Source organism: Arthrobacter arabinosi (assembly GCF_054511115.1).
The window spans coordinates 651,586-672,175 of sequence record NZ_JBTNDF010000003.1 but is presented as its reverse complement, the minus strand read 5'-3'; the positions used below and the strand labels follow the sequence as shown (position 1 = coordinate 672,175).

17 protein-coding genes and 1 pseudogene are annotated in these 20,590 nt (G+C 70.8%); 13 read left to right on the top strand and 5 right to left on the bottom strand.

Features of this window, described 5'->3' with window-relative positions; genetic code table 11:
• Window positions 1-44: 44 nt before the first annotated feature.
• Window positions 45-807: pseudogene (locus ACX80P_RS11135) on the top strand (TipAS antibiotic-recognition domain-containing protein).
• Window positions 808-828: 21 nt separating this feature from the next.
• On the opposite strand, the gene ACX80P_RS11130 reads toward ACX80P_RS11135, so the two are convergent.
• A complete protein-coding gene (locus ACX80P_RS11130) occupies window positions 829-2,382 on the bottom strand; it encodes a GGDEF domain-containing protein (protein ID WP_459278133.1) in 1,554 nt (517 codons plus the stop codon).
• 292 nt (window positions 2,383-2,674) lie between these two features.
• Between ACX80P_RS11130 and ACX80P_RS11125 the strand changes: the two genes are divergently transcribed.
• Window positions 2,675-3,517, top strand: a complete 843-nt coding sequence (locus ACX80P_RS11125; RefSeq protein ID WP_459278132.1) for a DUF1206 domain-containing protein — start codon at window positions 2,675-2,677, stop codon at window positions 3,515-3,517.
• Entirely contained in the window at window positions 3,514-3,903 is a 390-nt protein-coding gene (locus ACX80P_RS11120) for a DUF3253 domain-containing protein (RefSeq protein ID WP_459278131.1), read from the top strand. Before ACX80P_RS11125 ends, ACX80P_RS11120 begins: the two co-directional genes overlap by 4 nt.
• A 70-nt stretch (window positions 3,904-3,973) precedes the next feature.
• Here ACX80P_RS11120 and ACX80P_RS11115 read toward each other — a convergent pair whose 3' ends face one another.
• Entirely contained in the window at window positions 3,974-4,747 is a 774-nt protein-coding gene (locus ACX80P_RS11115) for a TetR/AcrR family transcriptional regulator (protein WP_459278130.1), read from the bottom strand.
• 213 nt (window positions 4,748-4,960) lie between these two features.
• Between ACX80P_RS11115 and ACX80P_RS11110 the strand changes: the two genes are divergently transcribed.
• The 9 genes from ACX80P_RS11110 to ACX80P_RS11070 all read left to right on the top strand — a co-directional run bounded on the left by ACX80P_RS11110 (window position 4,961) and on the right by ACX80P_RS11070 (window position 16,440).
• Window positions 4,961-6,457 carry an amino acid permease gene (locus ACX80P_RS11110; protein ID WP_459278129.1) on the top strand — a complete coding sequence of 499 codons (1,497 nt, stop codon included), beginning with the start codon at window positions 4,961-4,963 and terminating at the stop codon, window positions 6,455-6,457.
• A gap of 55 nt (window positions 6,458-6,512) precedes the next feature.
• A complete protein-coding gene (locus ACX80P_RS11105) occupies window positions 6,513-7,388 on the top strand; it encodes an urea amidolyase associated protein UAAP1 (RefSeq protein ID WP_459278128.1) in 876 nt (291 codons plus the stop codon).
• Entirely contained in the window at window positions 7,385-8,050 is a 666-nt protein-coding gene (locus ACX80P_RS11100) for an urea amidolyase associated protein UAAP2 (protein ID WP_459278127.1), read from the top strand. The genes ACX80P_RS11105 and ACX80P_RS11100 overlap by 4 nt, the downstream gene beginning before the upstream one ends.
• Entirely contained in the window at window positions 8,047-11,751 is a 3,705-nt protein-coding gene (gene uca / locus ACX80P_RS11095; protein ID WP_459278126.1) for an urea carboxylase, read from the top strand. The genes ACX80P_RS11100 and uca overlap by 4 nt, the downstream gene beginning before the upstream one ends.
• Entirely contained in the window at window positions 11,748-13,601 is a 1,854-nt protein-coding gene (gene atzF, locus ACX80P_RS11090) for an allophanate hydrolase (RefSeq protein ID WP_459278125.1), read from the top strand. Before uca ends, atzF begins: the two co-directional genes overlap by 4 nt.
• Window positions 13,602-13,852: 251 nt before the next feature.
• Window positions 13,853-14,227, top strand: coding sequence for a hypothetical protein (locus ACX80P_RS11085; protein WP_459278209.1), 375 nt, complete (start codon window positions 13,853-13,855; stop codon window positions 14,225-14,227).
• Window positions 14,224-14,358: a hypothetical protein gene (locus ACX80P_RS11080; RefSeq protein WP_459278124.1), complete on the top strand. Its 135-nt coding sequence runs from the start codon at window positions 14,224-14,226 to the stop codon at window positions 14,356-14,358. Before ACX80P_RS11085 ends, ACX80P_RS11080 begins: the two co-directional genes overlap by 4 nt.
• 82 nt (window positions 14,359-14,440) lie before the next feature.
• Window positions 14,441-14,611 (top strand): L-rhamnose mutarotase, encoded by a 171-nt coding sequence (locus tag ACX80P_RS11075; protein ID WP_459278123.1) that lies wholly within the window; start codon window positions 14,441-14,443, stop codon window positions 14,609-14,611.
• A gap of 200 nt (window positions 14,612-14,811) precedes the next feature.
• Window positions 14,812-16,440, top strand: coding sequence for a hypothetical protein (locus ACX80P_RS11070; protein WP_459278122.1), 1,629 nt, complete (start codon window positions 14,812-14,814; stop codon window positions 16,438-16,440).
• A gap of 26 nt (window positions 16,441-16,466) precedes the next feature.
• On the opposite strand, the gene ACX80P_RS11065 is transcribed toward ACX80P_RS11070, so the two are convergent.
• The 3 genes from ACX80P_RS11065 to ACX80P_RS11055 all read right to left on the bottom strand — a co-directional run bounded on the left by ACX80P_RS11065 (window position 16,467) and on the right by ACX80P_RS11055 (window position 19,039).
• The gene (locus ACX80P_RS11065) at window positions 16,467-16,922 is read right to left on the bottom strand and encodes a hypothetical protein (RefSeq protein ID WP_459278121.1); all 456 of its coding nucleotides are present in this window, start codon (window positions 16,920-16,922) and stop codon (window positions 16,467-16,469) included.
• A 261-nt stretch (window positions 16,923-17,183) separates the two neighbouring features.
• The gene (locus ACX80P_RS11060; RefSeq protein ID WP_459278120.1) at window positions 17,184-17,663 is read right to left on the bottom strand and encodes a MarR family winged helix-turn-helix transcriptional regulator; all 480 of its coding nucleotides are present in this window, start codon (window positions 17,661-17,663) and stop codon (window positions 17,184-17,186) included.
• A 359-nt stretch (window positions 17,664-18,022) separates the two neighbouring features.
• Window positions 18,023-19,039, bottom strand: coding sequence for a nitronate monooxygenase (locus ACX80P_RS11055; RefSeq protein ID WP_459278119.1), 1,017 nt, complete (start codon window positions 19,037-19,039; stop codon window positions 18,023-18,025).
• Between the two features lie 95 nt (window positions 19,040-19,134).
• Between ACX80P_RS11055 and ACX80P_RS11050 the strand changes: the two genes are divergently transcribed.
• Window positions 19,135-20,478 carry a DUF2254 domain-containing protein gene (locus tag ACX80P_RS11050; protein WP_459278118.1) on the top strand — a complete coding sequence of 448 codons (1,344 nt, stop codon included), beginning with the start codon at window positions 19,135-19,137 and terminating at the stop codon, window positions 20,476-20,478.
• Window positions 20,479-20,590 lie beyond the last annotated feature (112 nt).

The following is a 20,590-nucleotide window of genomic DNA, read 5'->3' as shown; positions in this document are numbered from 1 at the left end:
CCGGCGCACCGTGCGGCGGGAGGAGGTGGACGGAGGAGGACGGCGTGGATTATCCGATCGCCACCGTGGCCCGGCTGGCCGGCACCACGAGCCGGACGCTGCGCCACTACGGTGATGTCGGCCTGCTGGAACCGTCCCGCGTGGGCGCCAACGGTTACCGCTTCTACGATTCCGCGGCACTCGTCAGGCTCCAGCGCATCCTGCTGCTGCGCTCCCTCGGACTGCCGCTGCCGGCCATCCGCGCGGTGCTCGACGACGGCGATGCGGCGGCTCCGGCTTCCGCCCTGCGGGCCCACCTCGACCACCTCCGCGGCGAGCAGCAACGGCTCGACCGCCAGATCGGTGCGGTCCTCATGACGGTCGAGGCCCTGGAACGAGGAGGAACCCATGCCCGGGAAGATGTTCGACGGATTCGACCACACGCGTCACCGGGAGGAGGTCGAGGAGCGGTGGGGTCAGGACGCCTATGCGCAGGGGGACGCCTGGTGGCGCGGCAAGACGGACGAGGAGAGGGAGGCGTTCGGGAGGGTGGTCACCGAGCTCAATGCGGCCTGGACCGACGCCGCGTCCCGGGGGGTTCCACCCACCGACGTCGAAGCCCAGGAGCTGGCCGGCCGTCATACCGCCTGGCTCTCCTCCGTCCCGGGCGTGCCGCGCGACGACGACGGCGCACTCCTGCCCGAGTACGTCCGGGGACTCGGGGAGATGTACGTCCAGGATCCACGGTTCGCGGTGAACTACGGCGGCCCCGGCGGCGCGGAATTCGTCCGGGCCGCGCTCGAGGCCTGGCTCGTTCGCACCCCCTGACCGGCCGGCTCCGCAGGCTGGTCAGCAGCCGACCGACCGGTCCCTCCCGGCCCGCTTCGCGCTGTACAGGCGCCGGTCGGCCTCCCGCAGCAGGTCGGTCGTCGTCGTCCCCGGTGCACAGTCGGCGAAGCCGACACTCGCCGTGAGCCGCAGGCCGCCGTCGATCTCGGGCCAGCGGAGGTCCCGGATGGCGGACAGCACCCGCGCCGCCACCTGCTCCGGGTCGGCGTCCTGCTGCAGGACCAGCAGGAACTCCTCGCCTCCGATCCGGGCGACGTGCTGGACGCCGCTGCAGGTCTGGAGGGCCGAGGCGACGGCGACCAGCACGTCGTCCCCTGCCGCGTGCCCGTAGCGGTCGTTGACCAGTTTGAAGTGGTCGAGGTCGAGGATGGCCAGGGACCCGGTCCACGGACCGCCGGTCTGCCAGGTCCGCACGACGTCGGGCAGCGTGTCCTCGACCCACCGCCGGTTGCGGACCTTGGTCAGGGGGTCGACCGCGACGGCCGCCTCCGCCTGCTCCGCGCGTTCGAGTGCCTCGGTGACGTTCTGCTCGGCGAACAGGTGGTCCACCCGGGAGCGGCGGGCTTCGATCCACCGGCTTCGTGCCGCCTGGTGGAACTGCCGGTGCAGTTCGTAGGCGAGCCGGAAGTCCGCAGCGGACGCCGCGATGGCGGCGCGCTCCTCGAGGACCGTGGAGGCGACCTCCTCCAGCGCGTGGTGCATGGTGATCTGTTCCGCCCGGTCGAGGGCGAGCCGCGCCGCGGGGAGGTTGCCGACACCGTGGTGTGCCTGCGCGAGCAGGAGCATCCGGGTGGCGCGGGTCTCCGGCTGCGACGTCGCGGCGTCGTCCACGCCGGCCCGTTCCAGCACGTCGAGCGCATCCCAGGGACGGTTCTCCGCCAGGTGACCGCGGGCGAGCACATCCGAGAGTTCGGCTTCGAGGTCCGGGGACATGGTGATCACGGCCTCCAGCCGCCGCATCCAGAAGCGTGCCTCGTCCGGCATCGACTCGTCCAGTGCGGCGTGGAACGCATTCGACGCGATCCGGGCCAGGAGTTCGGGGTCGGCCAGCTGATCCGCGAGGGCGAGGGCGCGGCGGGACACGTCGAAGCCGTGCTGGAGGAGCCCCGCGACCAGGAGGCCGACCGCCTGGCGGGTCAGGAACTTCGCCCGGAGCTGGGGCAGTTCAGTACCGTCCAGCAGCGTGACGGCGATGGTCGCCTGCTCGGCACCGGAGCCGGAGTGCCCGGCGATGAGGTCCATCATCGCGATCAGGGCGTGGCAGCGGCTGGCGAGCCTCGCGTCGCCCTGCTCGGTGGCCCATTCGAGGATCTCCTGGCCCCGCGTCCGCGCGCCGGGCGCCCCGTCCGTGCGGGCCATCGCATCGAGCCCGGTCACCTCGGCCCAGAACGCGACGTCGAGGCGGCCCAGCGTCTCCGCGAAGGCCCTGATCTCGGCGGCGTCCGCCACGGCGCGGGGGAGATCGGCACTGATCTCGACGGCTTCGAGGGTCGCGATGAGGTCGCTCTCCTGGGCGAGGCGGAGGGAACCGCTCTCGATGACGGGGTCATTCATGGTGTGGCTCCAGGTGGTCGGGCAGCGCTGTTGTGCTGACCGTGGAGCGTGAACGAGACCATGGTGTGCGCTGACATGCCGGATGAGACTGGCGTGTGATCAGTCTGCCGTGTCGGAGGCATCGCCTCAAGGGTCCCGGCACACGGATTTCGACGCGCCGTTCAGCGCTCGCGCGGAGAGGCGGGTGCCGTTCCGGGCGTGTCCGCGTCTCCTATGCTTGATGCACCACGGAGCTGCCGTCCCCCCGCGTCGGCCCACCGCAGGACCGCCAGGGATCACAGGAAGGACCGCCGTGACCACGGACAGCAGTGCGGACGGCCAGGGTGCGGTGAGCCGGGCGGCCGACGCCGTCGAACAGGTCTCCGATTCCCGCCCCCTGGACGTCGCGGCGCGCCTCGGCTTCACGGCGCTCGCGGCGGTGCACATCCTGATCGGCGTGATCGCCCTGCGCCTCGCCTTCGGTGGAAGCGGGGAGGCCGAGCCGACCGGACCACTGGAGGAGGTCGCCGAGGGGCGGCTCGGACCGCTTCTCATGTGGATCTGCGCCGTCGGCTGCGCGGGCCTGGCACTGTGGCAGTTCAGCGAGGCGACGCTGCGGGCGCGCCATCTCGGTGCTGCCCAGCGCCTCGGCAAGCACATCTCGTCCGGCGCCCTCGTGATCATCTACGGGTCCATGGCGGGGACCTTTGCCCGCTTCGCGCTGGGCGACGGCCCCGATTCCTCCGAATCCACGGTGGACTTCACGCGGTCGCTGCTCACCTCGGGTCCGGGTGCGGCCCTCGTGTTCGTGACGGCCGGGGTCGTGCTCGGGATCGGCGTGTACTTCGTGATCAAGGGGCTGAGGCGGGGGTTCCGCCCCGAACTCCAGGCGTTCGAGGACACCGCTCGCGGTCGGGTCATCGAGATCCTGGGCGTCGTGGGGCACGTGGCGAAAGGGGTCTCGCTCCTTCTCGTCGGCGGCCTGTTCGTCCTCGCGGGCCTCGACCGCCGGCCGGAGGAGTCGACCGCGCTCGACGGGAGTCTGAAGGCGCTCCAGCACCATCCTCTGGGCGTGTACATCCTGACCGCGATCGCGGTCGGACTCATCTGCTACGGGATCTTCGCCGTCGTCCGAGCCGTGTTCGGACGCATGTGAGAGCGCATGTGACCCCGGCGGCAGGGCGCGAGCCCAAGTACTGCAGGTCGTGCGGACGCCGCATGGAGTGGCGGAAGAAGTGGGAGCGGTCGTGGGACGCGGTGCTGTACTGCAGCGACGCGTGCCGGGCACGCAAGGTGACGCCGATCGACGCCGCCCTCGAGGAATGGCTCCTTGCGTGCCTGCAGCGGGCCGGGCGGAGGGCGACGGTCGACCCGGCGGACGCGGCATCCGCGCTCGCCGCCGACGGCAGTACCCTCAGCGAGCCTGCCCGCAGTGCCGCCCGCCGCCTCGTGAACCGGGGCCTCGCAGAGATGGTGCAGCGCGGCGCCGTCGTCGATCCGTCGACGGCGAAGGGCCCGGTCGTGCTGCGGGCACCCCGTTGAGGACGGCGCCGTGCGGCCCGCGGGGCGGCATGGAGGCACATGCCGGTCGCGGTGTGCTTCGGTGACGCGCTCAACGACGGAGGAGGCCCTGGTGGTCACCGGGGCCTCCTGTCCGCCCGTTGTGGCTCGTGGTGGCCCCCGCCGAGAAGGCCGGGCTCGACTGCTTCGGCAGCCGGCTGATAAGCGCGAAGCTCCCGCTGCGGACAGCTTCAAGATCTTCCGCGGCGCCACAGAGCGCCAGTGCTGCGTCGGCCACCTGAACCGGTGAGTCCGGTGTCACCAGGCCGTCGGCCCGGAGGCTGATGAGGGACTCGACCAGGCGGAAGGCTATCTCGCCGTGGTGCTGGGGGTCATCGCTCCAGAGCGGATCGGGCGCCACGGCCGAGCCGAGTCGACGGTAGAGGCTCCGCAACTCGGCACGAGCCGCGAGGAAATCGCCGAACCGCGGATCCCTGGCCTCGGGCAGGTGGTAGAGGATGCCGACGTTCCACGGGCCGCTGCACAGCTGCGTCCCGTCGAACAGCGCCACGGCGTGGAGCCGTGCCGCTGGGGACGGGTCATCCGTGACTGTTCCCGTGGCAGCGCATACCGCCCTCGCAAAGGACAGCCCCTCCGCCACCGTCCCGGTCAGGAGTGCCTCGAGGATGTCGTCCTTGGTGGCGAAGTGGTGGTACAGGGAGGACTGGCGGATGCCGACGGCGTCCGCGATGGCGCGGGTGGAGGTTGCGGCATAGCCCTGCGTGGTGAAGAGCTCGGCCGCCGCGTCGAGGATCTCCTCGCGGGCTGTTGCTCCGCGGCGGGTCGACTGTTGCGCGCGGGGACGTCCCGGTCCGGCTGAGGTCACGCCTCATTCTTACACCCGGACAGAGACCTCTCCGTCGGCAGCGCCCCCGTTCCGGGAGGCGCGAAACATCACCGAAACGTCCTCCTCACGAGGGTTTAACGCAGGTGAAACCCGGGCGGGACCTCGGATTGGAAAACTATCAGGTGACCGGTATTACCGAGGGTTCCGACGCCTCTCTGCCGGCACCCACCCGTTCCGAGCCCGGAGACACAGATGACGATTCCACTCTCGACCCACGCGGACGACGCCGACCTCACTTCCCTCGGGTACGAACCGTCCCTGCACCGCAAGCTGGGCCGGTACGCCTCCTTCGCGGCAGGCTTCTCCTTCGTCTCCATCCTCACCACGATCTTCCAGCTCTTCGCCTTCGGCTACTCCTTCGCCGGACCGGCGTTCTTCTGGACCTGGCCCATCGTCCTCGTCGGCCAGCTGCTCGTGGCTCTCAACTTCGCGGAACTGGCCGCACGGTATCCCCTGTCCGGTGCCGTCTACCAGTGGGCGCGACGTGTCGGAGGGGAGACCGTGGGGTGGTTCGCCGGCTGGTTCATGGCCATCGCCCAGGTGGTCACCGCCGCCGCTGCTGCCATCGCCCTCCAGGTCGTGCTGCCCCAGTTGTGGAGCGGTTTCCAACTCGTCGGCGGTGACCCTGCCCTCAACACCGTCACGGGCGCCGCCAACGCCGTCGTCCTCGGCGCCATCCTCCTGGTGGCGACCACCGTCATCAACGTCGTGGGCGTCCGGCTCATGGCGCACGTGAATTCGATCGGTGTGACCTGCGAGATCATCGGGGTCGTCGCCGTCGTCCTCGCCCTGATCACCACGGCACAGCGCGGGCCCGACGTCGTCCTGGACACCACCGTGCTGCAGACGTCGGAGCTCGGCGCGGTGGGCGCGTTCCTGGTCTCCGGCCTCATGGCCGCCTACGTCATGGTGGGCTTCAACTCGGCGGGCGAACTGTCCGAGGAGACCCGCGACCCCCGCCGCACCGCCCCACGGACCATCATCTCCGCGCTCGCGATCTCCGGCATCGGCGGGGCCCTCATGATCATCACCGCCCTGATGGCCGCACCCAGCCTCGACGACGGCCGCCTCGCCACCGAGGGCCTGCCGTACGTCCTGACCGCGGTGCTCGGGACCTTCTGGGGCAAGGTCCTCCTGGTCGACGTCGCCGTCGCGATCTTCGTCTGCACCCTGGCCATCCAGACCGCCGGGTCGCGCCTGGTCTTCTCGATGGCGCGCGACGGCAAGCTCCCTGCCTCCGGGCTGCTCTCCACCGTCCACCCCCGCCGCGGAACCCCGATGTGGCCATCCGTCGCCATCGGCGCCCTCGCCGTCGGAGTCCTGGCCATCAACGTGGGGAACGCCGCCCTCTTCACCACGCTGACCAGCGTCTGCATCGTCATGGTCTACATCGCCTACCTCCTGGTCACCGTCCCGCAGCTGCTCAACAGGCTGCGTGGGGAGTGGCACCGGGTGGGGCAGACCATGCCCTCCGGGCTCTTCTCCCTGGGCCGGTGGGGTCTCCCCGTGAACGTGCTCGCCGTCCTCTACGGGGCCGTCATGGTGGTCAACCTGGCATGGCCCCGCCCGGAGGTGTACGACCCCGCCGGTGAGAACGGGATCCTCCTCTACTCCGCCCCGCTCATGGTCGCCGTCGTCCTGCTCGGAGGCCTCTGGGTCCGCCGGAGCATCACGTCCAGGGCCTCCTAGCAGCCCCGCCGCACCAGTTGCCCTCCACAGAACCGACAGGACCGACAGGATCGCCATGACACAGACCACCGAGACCCCGGCGGGGACGGCCACCACGGCCGGAGCCCGGGCCCACGCGCGGGACCAGCACACCCGGACGGCGGACACCATGCGCCACATACCGGTGGCCTCCGCCCCCGCCTCGCTCACCGATGCGCTGCCCGACGACGCCGCGGACCACCTCGTCTGGTCCGAGACGCTGGCCTTCGGCCGCTACACGACCCTGCACCTCGCCCGGGGCACCCGCATCCGGCTCACGGACACCGGTGACGCCTGCGTGCACACCCTCCTGTACCGGGCGGGAGCCCTGCACGAACGCTTCAATGCGGCGGACACCGTCAAGGTGCCGTGGCAGGCCTACCCGGGGACCGGGCACCCCCTCCTGTCCGACGCGGGGCGGGTCCTGGCGACGATCGTCGCGGACACCTCGGGCCACCACGACGCCCTGACGGGCGCCACGACCCTGGCCGGCAACACCGCCCGGTACGGAGCAGGGACGGCGCACAGCGCGTTCCCGGCCGCCCGCGAGCTGCTCACCCTCGGGGCACTGAAGAACGGGCTCGGGCCCAGGGACGTCGCCCCGTCGCTCACCCTCTTCAAGGGCATCCGCGTCGACCCCGATGGCGGCCTCCGTTTCACCGGAGGCGCCGGCCCGGGTGCACACGTCGACCTGCTGCTGCACGTGGACGCCGTCGTCGTGCTGGCCAACACCGCGCATCCGCTCGATCCGCGCACCGACTTCACCGGCACCGCCGTCGGGATCGCCGCCTGGCGGGCCCCCGGGGACCTCGCCGCCCTCGCAGCCGGGCAACTGGCCGGCCCGCTGGCGCCCGAACACCTGCAGGCACTGCACAACACCGAGCACGACCTCGCTGCAAGGAGCACCCCATGACCACCACCGCCACGCACCAGGCCCCCGACGCCGCCCTCGTGCCCGGCGCCGTCGTCCTCGACGAGTACGTCGAGGCCCGCGGCCCCTGGTCCGCCGTCGTCGCCGCGGGCGACGTCCTCACCATCGTGGACCTCGAGGGCAACCAGGCCGTCGACTGCCTGCTCTACGCCGCCGGGGACACCACCGTCCGGTACTCCGCGCCGGTCACCATCGCGCAGCAGCGCTCCATCGTCCTCACCACCGGCTCCGTGCTCCGCGCCGACACCGGTCTCGCCCTCATGACCGTCGTCGCCGACGAGGTCGGCGTGCACGACACCATCGGCGGCGCCTGCTCCCAGGAATCGAACACGCTCCGGTACGGCCAGCACACGCGCGAGCAGCACGCCTGCGTGGAGAACTTCCTCATCGAGGGATCCCGCTGGGGACTCGGCAAGCGCGACCTCGTCTCCAACATCAACTGGTTCATGAACGTGCCCGTCGATCCCGACGGAGCCCTCGGGATCGTCGACGGCCTCTCCGCCCCGGGCAAGCGCGTCGCCCTGCGGGCCGAGGTGGACACCCTGGTACTCGTCTCGAACTGCCCGCAGATCAACAACCCCTGCAACGGCTTCGACCCCACCCCCGTCCGCATGATCGTCACCCGCCCGGAGAATGCCGCATGAACCGCTTCGACACCCTGCTCGTGGCCAACCGCGGGGAGATCGCCTGCCGCATCATCGAATCGGCCCGGAAGCTCGGGCTGCGCACGGTCGCCGTGTTCTCCGAGGCGGACCGCGGCGCCCGCCACGTCCGGCTCGCCGACGAGGCCGTGCTCCTCGGCCCGGCACCGGCCAAGGAGTCCTACCTCCGCGTCGACGCACTGTTGGCGGCCGCAACGGCCACCGGCGCGGGAGCCATCCACCCCGGCTACGGCTTCCTGTCCGAGGACGCGGACTTCGCGGAGGCCGTGGAGGCCGCCGGACTCGTGTTCGTGGGACCCACGCCCGAGCAGCTGCGCATCTTCGGCACCAAGCACACCGCCCGTGATGCCGCATCCGCCGCCGGCGTCCCCATGATCGCCGGGTCCGGACTGCTCGACGGCGTCGAGGACGCCCTCGCGGCCGGAGCCTCGATCGGGTTCCCGCTCATGCTCAAGGCGACGGGCGGCGGTGGCGGCATCGGCATGACCGTCTGCAGCACCGAGGAGGAGCTCGCCGAGAGCTTCCCGCGCGTCGCCCGGCTCGCCGGAGCCAGTTTCGGGACGGCCGGCGTCTTCGCCGAGCGCTACGTGGAGAACGCCCGCCACGTCGAGGTGCAGGTCTTCGGCGACGGCGAGGGCCGCGTGGTCAGCCTCGGCGACCGTGACTGCTCACTGCAGCGCCGCCACCAGAAGGTGCTCGAGGAAGCGCCGGCGCCGGACCTCCCGGACGAGCTCCGCGAGGAACTGCACCGCAGCTCACGGGCCCTGTGTGCGTCGCTGGGTTACCGTTCGGCCGGAACCGTGGAATTCGTCTACGACTCCGCACGCCAGGAGGCCTCGTTCCTGGAGGTGAACGCGCGCCTGCAGGTCGAGCACCCTGTCACCGAGTCGATCACCGGCGTCGACCTGGTCGAATGGATGCTCCGCCTCGCCCAGGGCGGACAGGATGCCGCGGCCGTCCTCGCCGGGGTGCCCGACGCCGTCCCCGTCTCCGGTCATGCCGTCGAGGCCCGGGTCTACGCGGAGGACCCCGCCCGGGGCTTCCAGCCCAGTGCAGGCACGATCACGAACGCCGCCTATCCCGACGCGGGCCACGTGCGCGTGGACACCTGGGCCGAGACCGGCAGCGAGATCTCCACCAACTACGACCCGCTCCTCGCCAAGATCATCACCTCGGGTGCCGGCCGTGATGAGGCCTTCGACCGGCTGGCCGACGCCCTGGCCGGGACGCGGATCGACGGCATCGAGACCAACCTCGGCATGCTGCGCGCCGTCAGCACCCTCGACGTCGTCCGCGCGGCAGGGCACTCGACCAGCACGCTGGACACGGTGGGCGATCCCGAACCGCGCATCACCGTGGAGCGTGCGGGCCTGCAGACCAGCGTGCAGGACTGGCCGGGCCGCACCAACCTGTGGCAGGTGGGCGTCCCGCCGAGTGGCCCGATGGACGACCTCTCGTTCCGGCTCGGCAACCGGGCCCTCGGCAACGAGGAGGGCGCCCCCGGCCTCGAGTTCACGATGACCGGACCGGCCCTGACCTTCTCGCACGAGACCACGCTGTGCGTGACCGGCGCGGAGGTCCGCGTCACGGTGGACGGTGGGGAGGTCGCCGCATGGGAGCCGATCACGGTTCCCGCCGGAGGAACGCTCGACGTCGGGAGCGCGGAGGGGTCCGGCCTGCGCGGCTACATCCTGTTCGCGGGCGGCCTCGACATCCCGCTGTACCTCGGGAGCGCGTCCACCTTCACGCTGGGCCAGTTCGGCGGGCACGCCGGCCGCGTCCTCCGGACCGGCGACGTCCTGAGGACCGTGCCGACCGTGCTACCTGCGGGAGTCGCCGCTCCGGTGCCGCTCGACGCCCGGCCCACGCTGACCACGCGATGGGAGCTCACGGTGGTCGAGGGCCCGCACGGCGCCCCGGAGTTCTTCCAGCGGGAGGACATCGACGAACTCCTGGCGGCCGACTACGAGGTGCACTTCAACTCCGCACGGACCGGCGTCCGGCTCATCGGGCCCAAGCCCCGCTGGGCGCGGGACGACGGCGGCGAGGCCGGGCTGCACCCCTCGAACATCCACGACACCGCCTACTCCGTCGGCGCGCTGGACTTCACCGGGGACACCCCCATCCTCCTCGGACCGGACGGTCCCAGCCTCGGCGGGTTCGTGTGTCCGGTGACCGTCGTGACGGCCGACCGCTGGAAGCTCGGGCAGCTCCGCCCGGGCGACACCGTGCGCTTCGTCCCGATCCGGGCCGTCCAGGCGCCGTCCATCCGTGATCTCGGTCCGGGCCGGCAGCTGATCCCGGACGCCACGGATCCGGCGGGCATGGGATCCGTGGCGAACCGGATCCTCCGTCGGGGCGACGGCGACGACGGCGTGCTGGCGCGCGCAGGGCAGGAACCGGGCAGGCCCGCCGTGACCTACCGGCGCTCCGGCGACGACAATCTCCTCGTCGAGTACGGTGACATGGTGCTCGACCTCGGTCTCCGGGCCCGCGTCCACGCCCTGCACCAGGCCGTCGAGCACCTGCGGCTTCCCGGTGTCGTCGACCTGACCCCGGGGATCCGCAGCCTGCAGATCAAGGTGGACCCCTCCGTCCTGTCCACCCGCCGCCTGCTGCAGGTGGTGCAGGATGTCGAGGGCGCCCTCCCGGCCAGCTCGGAGCTCGTGGTGCCCAGCCGGTCGGTGCGGCTGCCCCTGTCCTGGGACGACCCGGCGACCCGCGAGGCCATCGAGCGGTACATGGCGGGCGTCCGGGACGATGCCCCGTGGTGCCCGTGGAACATCGAGTTCATCCGGCGCATCAACGGGCTGGGCTCGGTCGGCGACGTCTTCGACACCGTGTTCGACGCCGAGTACCTGGTCCTCGGCCTGGGCGACGTGTACCTCGGAGCGCCCGTCGCCACACCGCTCGATCCCCGGCACCGCCTCGTCACCACCAAGTACAACCCCGCGCGCACCTGGACACCGGAGAACGCCGTCGGCATCGGTGGTGCCTACATGTGCATCTACGGGATGGAGGGACCGGGCGGCTACCAGTTCGTGGGCCGCACCACCCAGGTCTGGTCGCGCTACGCCGACTCCGCGCCGTTCCAGGCGGGGTCCCCATGGTTGCTGCGGTTCTTCGACCGCATCTCCTGGTACCCGGTCGGTCCGGAGGAGCTGATGGACCTGCGCGCCGACATGGCAGCAGGCCGGGGGCGCGGCGTGGAGATCGAGGAGGGGACGTTCTCGCTCGCCGAGCACGAGCGCTTCCTCGCCGACAACAGCGCGTCCATCGCGGAGTTCCGCGTCCGGCAGTCCGCAGCCTTCTCCGTCGAGCGGCAGGCGTGGGCCGATGCCGGTGAGTTCGACCGCGCCGATGCCGCTGCCGCCGTCGTCCTCGCGTCGGAGGACCTGGTGGTGCCGGACGGCGCCTCCCTCGTTCCGGCGCCCTTCGCCGCCAGCGTCTGGAAGGTGGACGTGGCGGTGGGGGACACCGTGCTGAAGGGCCAGGCACTGATCTCGCTCGAAGCCATGAAGATGGAGACCGTCCTCACCGCTCCCTGCGACGGCACCGTACTGCAGGTCCTTCCCCTCGCCGGGTCGCAGGTCGTCGCCGGCGAGGCGCTGGTGGTGCTGGGCGCGTCGCCCGGACCGGGACAGGATGCCGGGTCACGACAGACGGAAGAGGTCGCAGCATGAGCGCCCCGGCAACCGATCGTGTGCGCGCCGCCCTCACGGCCGTCACGGCAGTCGACCGTCCCGAGACCTGGGTGACCCTGCGGACGGCGGAGGACCTCCTCGCCGACGCGGCCGACGTCGACGCGCGGGTCGAAGGCGGCGAGGAGCTTCCCCTGGCGGGCCTGCTGCTCGCCGTGAAGAACAACGTGGACGTGGCAGGGACCCCCACCACGGCGGCCTGCCCGGGCTTCTCCTTCCTCCCCGCGAGGGACGCGGAGGCGGTCCGCCGCCTGCGGGCAGCAGGAGCCGTGGTGCTGGGCTCCGCCAACCTCGACCAGTTCGCCACGGGCCTGGTGGGTACGCGCAGCCCCTACGGCGCTGTCCGGGATTCACGCCGTCCCGAGTACATCTCGGGCGGGTCGAGTTCCGGATCGGCCGTCGCCGTCGCCCTGGGCCTCGCCGACATCGCGATCGGCACCGACACCGCCGGATCGGGGCGCATCCCCGCAGGCCTGCAGGGCATCGTGGGCATCAAGCCGACGCTGCACGTGGTCCCGACGGACGGCGTCGTCCCGGCCTGCCGTTCCTGGGACGCCGTCACCATCCTGGCGCGCGACCTGTCGACGGCGGAGCGGGCGATGGGTGTCATGGCCGGGGGAGCACGAGCGTGGCCGGCCGATGTACGCCTCGCAGCTCCGTCCCGACCGCGCGTCGCCTATCCGGCCGATCTGCCGGAGCTGTCGCCGGCCTGGGCTGCGGAGTTCGGCCGGCAGGTCGCCCGGCTCGCGGCATCCGGCGTCGACGTGGAACCGGTACCGATCGACGTCTTCCTCCAGGCCGCCCGGCTCCTCTACGACGGGGCGCTCGTGGCGGAGCGCCACGCCGCCGTGGGGGAGTTCGTGGAGGACGCCGCCGGGGACGGCAATCCCGCCGGCCTCGATCCCACCGTCGCCGGCATCATCGGCCGTGCGGGCGCGCTGCCCGCGCACCGGTACGTCTCCGACACGGCGCGCCTGGCCGAGCTGAAGCGGGCGGCACTCGTGCAACTCGAAGGCTTCGATGCCCTCCTGGTGCCCACCGCGCCGGCGCATCCCCTCCTCTCCGAGGTCGCAGCGGACCCGGTGGGCGTGAACTCGCGCATGGGGACGTACACGAACTTCTGCAACCTCTTCGACATGTGCGCTGTCGCGGTGCCGGCCGGGACGGTGGACGGGGCCCAGTTCGGTGTGACGCTGGTCGGGCGCACGTTCGAGGACGCCGTCGTCGCCGACATCGCCCGCCGCATCGAGCACACTCCCGCTCCTCCTGCCCTGTTCGCGGACGCGGCCGTCGGCCCGATGGACGCCGCCGGGCCGTGGCCGTTGGCAGCGGGAGCAGCCGGTGTCCCGCTCGTCGTGGTCGGAGCGCACCGTCGGGGCCAGGTCCTCGCCCCGCAGCTCGAGGAGCTGGGTGCTTTCTGGGACGGCCCCGTGCGTACGGCCGCCCGGTACCGCATGGTGGCCCTGGACACGCATCCACCGAAGCCCGGCGTCTACCGCTCCCACAACGGCGCGGAGCTCGTCGGTGAACGGTGGATCCTCTCCGAAGCAGCACTCGGGCGGTTCCTGGCGGTGCTGCCCGAACCCATGCTGCTCGGTTCCGTGCACCTCACCGACGGGACCACCGCCGTGGGATTCGCCTGCGACGCGGTGGCCGCCGCCGAGGGCCGGGACATCACGCAGCACGGGGATTGGATCGCAGCGATGGCGGCGCGCCCGTCCGGAGGGACCGCAGGGCACACGCGCGAGGAGGAGCAGCGGTACGGCACCCTGCGCACCTTCCTGCTGACAGCGCTCTCCCGCGGTCATGCGACAGGGACACGCCGTGGATAGCCCGCCGGCCCCTCACCGTTCCTCCGACACGCGAGGGGCGACGCAGACCGTTCCTGCCGATTCCGCACGCAGGAGGATCGTGGACGAGCGTGAGAAGGCGACCGGATGGTGGCGAGCGATCCTTCATCCGGGACGGACGACGGAGGCGACCGCTTCCGGGCAGGCGGGCGCGAGCGCGGACTGGCGATACTCGTGGCTACTGCCAGGGGATGCGGTGCTCTCCGCTCCTACGGAGATGTCAGCTCGTCGCGATGCACCCGGTCCACGCCCTCGCGACCGCCAGCCTGCGGGAGCAGGCGGAACGGGATGGGTGCGCGGTCGTCGTAGCTGATCGTGGGGTCCATCGCGGCGTTCAGCAGGTCGCCCACCGTGCCACCGGTATCGGTCAGGGACGCGAACTCCGCGCGTTCGTCGGCGAGGCGACGGAGAGCCAGGTCCGTGAGCGCGTGGGCCTCGCGCGCAGCCTGTTCGCCGTGGACGGGTCCGTGAACGACGACGACTTCGCGTGGGGCGCGAAGGTCTCGGTGGGGCTCGACCGGCTCATCACGGAGTTCGACCTCGACTCGCTCGCCTACTACCACCGCGGCCTCGCCGGGGAGCAGCACGAACGCCTGGGGCGGGCATGATCCCCGGTGCGTCCATCCTCACGGCCCGCGGCGTCCCCATGGCGGGGGAATACGAACTGCGGACCTCCATCGCGATGCTCGCGGGGCAGGCCATGGGCGCGGGAGGGTCCTTCACGGAGATCCAGCCCTGAACTTCCTCGACGGCGCGTCGAGCATCGCCACGTCTCTCTCTCTGATCTCCCCCGCGAGATCCACGACGACGAACGGAGACCCATGGACGTGGAGTGCGAGGACTTCGGCGCCTCGCAGACCGCCATGGCCGAGACCGAGGTCAATGCACGGTGGCAGGCGGAGATGGGGTCGTTCTTCGTGGCGCTCGAGGGCCGCCCGGACGAGGGTTTCCTCAGGCTCGAGGAGGTCTTCCACCTCGAGGACCAGCTGTAGGAGGCAAGCCGGTCGAAAGCCTCGTCCGTCGGTGGCAGCGATAGAGTCGTGGGAACCCCTGACGAAAGCAGCAACAGATCTTCCGCCGTATCCCCCGCACCACCGTCCCCCTTGCGATCGCCATCCTCCTCGGAGGGGTCGGCTGCACCTCGAGCGAGCCGCCCCGTACCGGCGAGGCGGCAACGTCCTCCGCCCCCTCGGTGCTCCATGCAGAGCCCGGCACCGGCACGCGCCGTGTCCTGGCGGGTACCGAAGCGCAGTCGTCCGTCGCCATGAGCGGCATGCTGTTCGAGCGCAGTCCTGCTGCCGTGGTGTTCACCCGTCAGGCCGAGACCGGTCTGGATCTCACGGACGCCGACCTGGCGGCGGCAACAAGTGCTGCCGTAGGCCTGCAGATCCCCCTGCTCGTCATCGGGCCGGGTGGATCGAACGGCGCAGAGGTCGGCGCCGAGCTCGACAGGCTCGGGGTCGAGACGGTCATCGGGTACGGCGACCCGACCGCGGAATGGGCCGCCGTGGCGGGGCCGCGAGCCCTCGTCGTCGGCCCCACCGCAGCGGCCGACTTCGAGGCCGTCCTCGGGCTGTCGGCCACCCCCGAGACTGTTCCGGCAGCCGACGTCGTCGCCTCGATCGGCGATCTGGACGCAGGCCACCCACGTCTGCTCACGCTGGAATCCGCCCCGGCGGCAGGCCCCTCGGCCACGGGAGCCACACCCGGCGCCGTCACCATCCCCTCCTCCGGCTCGGCGCTGACCGACACCGCTACTGGAGCGCGTATCCCGCCCTTCACGCCCCCAGCTCGGCCGGTCGACGCACTCGTCCTGGCCACACCGACTTCGGCTCTCGGACCCCTTGCCACCGCCCGGGCTGCCGGAGCCGACGTCGAACTGGCCGCGGACGCGGACCCGCGGGCCACCGTCAGCACCGTGGATGCCGTCCGGTCCCACGCCGACGACGCCGTCGTCGCGATCGGTGTCCCTTTCGGCGCCGAGGAGACCTTCGCCCAGCGGGTCCAGGTCGCGGCAACAGCCCCCCAGTTGCCGGGAGGCGGCCAGACCGTCTTTCCCGGACGCCGGATGGTGGCTCTGTACGGACACACCAGCGGACCGGCCCTCGGAGCGCTGGGCGAGCAGGGTATCGACGAGACGATCACCCGGGTCAAGGATCTTGCCGCCCGGTACCAGCCGTTCAGCGACGAACCCGTGGTACCCGCCCTCGACCTGATCGCCACTGTCGCCAGTGCGGAACCCGGGAACGACGGCGACTACTCGAGAGAGACGCCCGTCGAGGATCTTCGGCCCTGGGTCGACGCCGCCGAGGAACAGGGCGTGTACGTCGTCCTGGACCTGCAGTCGGGGAGATCCGACTTCCTCTCCCAGGCCAGGCTGTACGAGGAACTCCTCGCGCGTCCGTCCGTGGGCCTCGCCCTGGATCCCGAGTGGCGGCTCGCCCCGGGCCAGGTCCCGCTCCGGCAGGTCGGCACGGTCGATGCGGCGGAGATCAATACCACCACCGCCTGGCTCGCGGACCTCACGCGGGACCGGGCCCTGCCTCAGAAACTCGTGATGGTCCACCAGTTCCGCGTCGACATGCTCAGCGGGAGGGAGGACCTCGACATGTCCAGGGGTGAACTCGCCCTCACCCTCCACGCCGACGGCCACGGCACGCCGGGGGAGAAGCTCGAGACGTGGTCGGCGCTGCAGGGGGTGTCTCCCGCAGGGGTCTGGCCGTCATGGAAGAACTTCTATGACGAAGACCAGCCCATGCTGACCCCCGAGCAGACGTACTCCCTCGTCGATCCGAAACCGTGGCTCGTGACCTACCAGTAGACCGCCCTGAGCCTGCAGGTCCGCGCTCAGTCGGGGAGATACGGCTCGAACTGGTCGAGAGTGCCATCGAGCACCGGCACGTCGAGTGTGGTGGATTCCGACGGCGTCGCGAGGGTGATCTGCGTAAGGGAACCGGGAGGCTCCCCGACGGTACCGAGGAGCTGTTCATTGGTGTCCAGCGGGTACTGGCCGTCCGGGGGCACCGTCACCGCCACCTGATCGTCCGAGTCGCTGATCACGACCTCGACGGCCGCGGAGGACTCGTTGTCGAGCGTTCCCAGGAGGCGGCCCGGCTCGCCCTCGTCCGCGGAGACGATGAGCATGCTGCGCAGTTTCACGACACCGACCTGCCCGTCCTCACCGTTGGCGATCGCGTCCATGCTTTCTTCCGGCCCGCTGCAGCCGGTCATCGCCAGTGTGGCGATCAAGGTCAGGGCGGCTGAACGTCGGATCAGGAACCGTTGATGGCGAGTGCGTTGCATGGAACTCCTCTGTGTGCGGCCGGATGGTTCTGGCGTCAGGTGGATCGGCTGCGGAAGACTGGGGTGCGCGTGTCCTCCGCCGGATCTTTAGCAGGCGGGGGCCGTGTGCTCGGTCTCAGGAGTCGCGAAGGCCATCGTCGCGTCCTCACCGATGCGTGAGTTGATCGTAAGTAGGCTTCCTTTACCTGATCAAGCGGGATGGCCCGCGTCCGGCGGATCGTTGCGCGATCGCAACCATTTTGGATCAGCCGCGATGGCGGGTCAGAAACCGAGTCCCAGGACTGCCGGCAGGGTTTCGTGGGCATCCTCCCCCGCCGCTTCGGCGAACGAAGCCATGACCGTCTGCAGCCCCACGCGGTCCTGGACCGGCATCCGGCCGACGATCTCTGCCAGGGCGGTCCTCCGATACGCCATGAGATCCCCCACGAACTGCGTACCGGCGTCGGTCAGGCGAAGCTGCAGGAAACGCCGGTCCGCAGGGTTCTCGCCGCGTTCGATCAGGCCCCTGGCGACCAGGCGGTCACAGGTTCTGGTGGCGTTGGATGCATGCACTCCCAGGTCCTCGGCCACGGACCCGAGGGTCTGTGCCCCACGGCTGGCGATGAGCGCCAGCACCCGCAGCTGGGCCGGCGAGACCACATCCCCGATCTCCGCCAGGGACATGGCCACCACGGCGATCAGGGCCCGGGACGCGCGCATCATCGCGTCGATCTCACCGTCGGACACCTCATGCTCGGTCATGACCGCCAGTATCCGGCCTATTCTTGCGTCCACGCAAAGAGGCCGGCCTGGCACACCCGGTGCAGCAGAACCACGGCCCGCGCGGCGGGAAGAGCGCTGTCCCGAGGATCACTCCGCAGCCCCGACCGGATGACCCCGGGCAGGACATCGTAGGTGGGTCCGTCGTACAGTGCCCTGACGGGTGCGACGGTCCGGTGGAGGCGTGAAGCCGGGGACGATCCCCTCGTGGTCCGAGCTCGCCCGATCGGCCGGGAAGGGGCAGCTGTCCGCCGGACCTACCTCCACGGTGAACCTGTCACCACGGAGCGACCCCACGGCCGGCTCATCCGTCGGGGCCGAGCTGATGCGGATGCGCCCGGTCAGGGGGTCAGCGCGGCGACGATGTCGGCCGCGGATCCCTGCCGCGTGTCGCGGTGTCCGGTACCCGCCCAGAGGTGGAGTGCCTGCGCGTCGTTGTTCGCTGCTGCCGCTGCACGCAGGGGGGCGGTCATGTGGTGGATGTGCGGGTAGGCATGAAGGGTGGTGGGGTGGTCGTCGATGAACCGGTTGCGCAGGCTCCGAGCCGGTCGTCCCGTGAACGCGCGTGTGACCGACGTTTCGGTGAATCGTGAATCCTTCAGCGCCGAGCGGTGGGCAGGGCTTGTTCCCGCCTCGTCGGCCAGCAACAGGGCGGTTCCCACGTGGACCGCGGCCGCCCCGGCGCCGAGCGTCTCTGCGGCGAGGGTGCGTGTACCGATGCCTCCGCCCGCGATCAGAGGCAGGTCGGTCACGGAGCGGATGGTGGAGAGGAGTTCGGGAAGCGACTGAGTGCCGGGTGCGGCCGCAGGGTCGAAGGTCGCACGGTGGCCTCCGGCTTCGGGTCCCTGCACCACGAGGACCCGGGCGCCGCTGTCTGCGGCGGTGCGTGCTTCAGCGGCGTCCGTGACGGTCACCGCGGTCAGGACGCCCAGCGCGGCGAGTTCTTGCAGGATGGGGGCGGCGGGGCAGCCGAAGGTGAAGGAGACCATGTCCGGTCGCTCAGCGCGCACGACGTCGAGCTTGCCCTCCCAGGCGTCGTCGTCCCAACGGGGCCTCCCGGGTTCGATGCCGTACCGGTCCGCCTCCACCTGGAGCTCGCGGCGGTATGCCTCGAGCTCCTCCTCGTCGGCGTCGTTCGCCGACACGACGAAGAGGTTGACCCCGATCGGGCCGCCGGTGAGCGTCCGGGTGGCACGGATCTGCCGGGCGATTTGATCCGGCGACTTGTACCCGGCGGCGAGGAACCCCATGCCGCCGGCGCTGGTGACCGCCGCCACCAGCTCGGGCGTCGAGGGTCCTCCGGCCATGGGCGCCCCGATGATCGGACGGCGGAGCGATGAAAGATCAGCAACGAGCACGGGACCTCCTGGGATGTGACGGGGGTGTTCCTCAGGCGAACGACCGGTGGTATCAGCAGTTCGATGGATCCTGCGGGTGGGCCAGAATGAGCAGCATGGATATGGGTAAAGAGTCCGTGCGGGAGTCCCTGCGTGTCCAGTTGTGGCCTGTTCCACTGACCGCAGTGATCGTTGCCCTCATCCTCGGGCAGGGTCTTCCCTCTCTCGATCAACAGTTCGACGACACTATGCCGCCGGTGGTTTCCGGGATCCTGTTCGGCGGAGGGCCTGAAGCAGCGCGGTCACTGCTGGAGACGATCGCCGGTTCGACCATCACCGTCACGTCGCTGACCTTCTCCCTGACGGTCGTCACCCTGCAGCTCGCGAGCAGCCAGTTCTCCCCGCGCCTCCTGCGCACCTTCACACGGGACCGTTTCGTCCACAACATACTCGCCCTGTTCCTTGGGACCTTCGTCTTCGCGCTCACGGTGCTGCGCAGTATCCGGGTGGAATCCAGTGCCGGGCCGGCGTTCGTCCCCGAGATCGCCGTGACCACGGCTTTCGTGCTGACGATCCTCACTGTCATCGGCCTCGTCCTCTTCCTGGCCCACTTGGCACGGCAGATCCGCGTCGAGACCATGCTGCGTGATGTCCATCGCGAGACCGACGAGACCCTGGATCGTGTCTTCCCCGAGGACGACTCCCGAAGGCCGAGTGTTTCGTCCCCGGACGGGCGACCGGACGTGGTCCGCGCGCCGTCCTCGGGCTTCCTCACCCGCATCGACACCAGGGCCCTCCTGTCGGCGTCAACGCGGATCGAAGCCTTCGTCTCCGTCGATTTTGCACCCGGAGCGTCACTCGTCGCCGGGATGCCGATCGCTCGCGTGTGGAGTGCACAGACAATCCCGCTCGACGGCGACCGGCTCGCTGAGCTGGTGGACGCGGTGTCCCGGTCAGTGAGAACCGACTTCGAGCGCACCTCCACCCAGGACCCGTCGTTCGGGCTGCAACAGCTCCTCGACGTCACCGACAAGGCCCTCTCACCCGGCGTGAACGACCCCACGACCGCCGTACACGCACTCAGCCATATCTCCGGGGTCCTCTGCTCCCTCACCACCAGGGCGACCGGGCCCGTCACGCTGTACGACACGAACGATCGAGCCAGGCTGAACCTGACGCTTCCCTCCTTCACGGAACTTCTCGATCTCGTCATGGACCAGCTCATCACCTATGCGTTCGCAGGCCCTCGGACGGCGAGCCGGAGCATCGCCATGCTGTCCGAGATCACGTCCAGCGCATCCCGGGCCGGCACTCTCGCGACATACGCGCCCGCCCTGCAGGGCCACCGGGCACGAGTCCGGACAGCGATCGAGACATCGACGCTCGATCCGGTGATTCGCGCCGGTCTCGTCTCCCAGCTGGACGACATCGACCGGCAATCTCAGCAGTCACCCGCCTGAGGAGATGCGGGTGGAGGCTCTCGTCGGGACGCAGGGGACGGAGCCGACGATGGCCCGGCGCCCGGTCCGTGGCAGGGCGGGTCAGGATCGCCCGAGTCCTGACCGGAGCCTG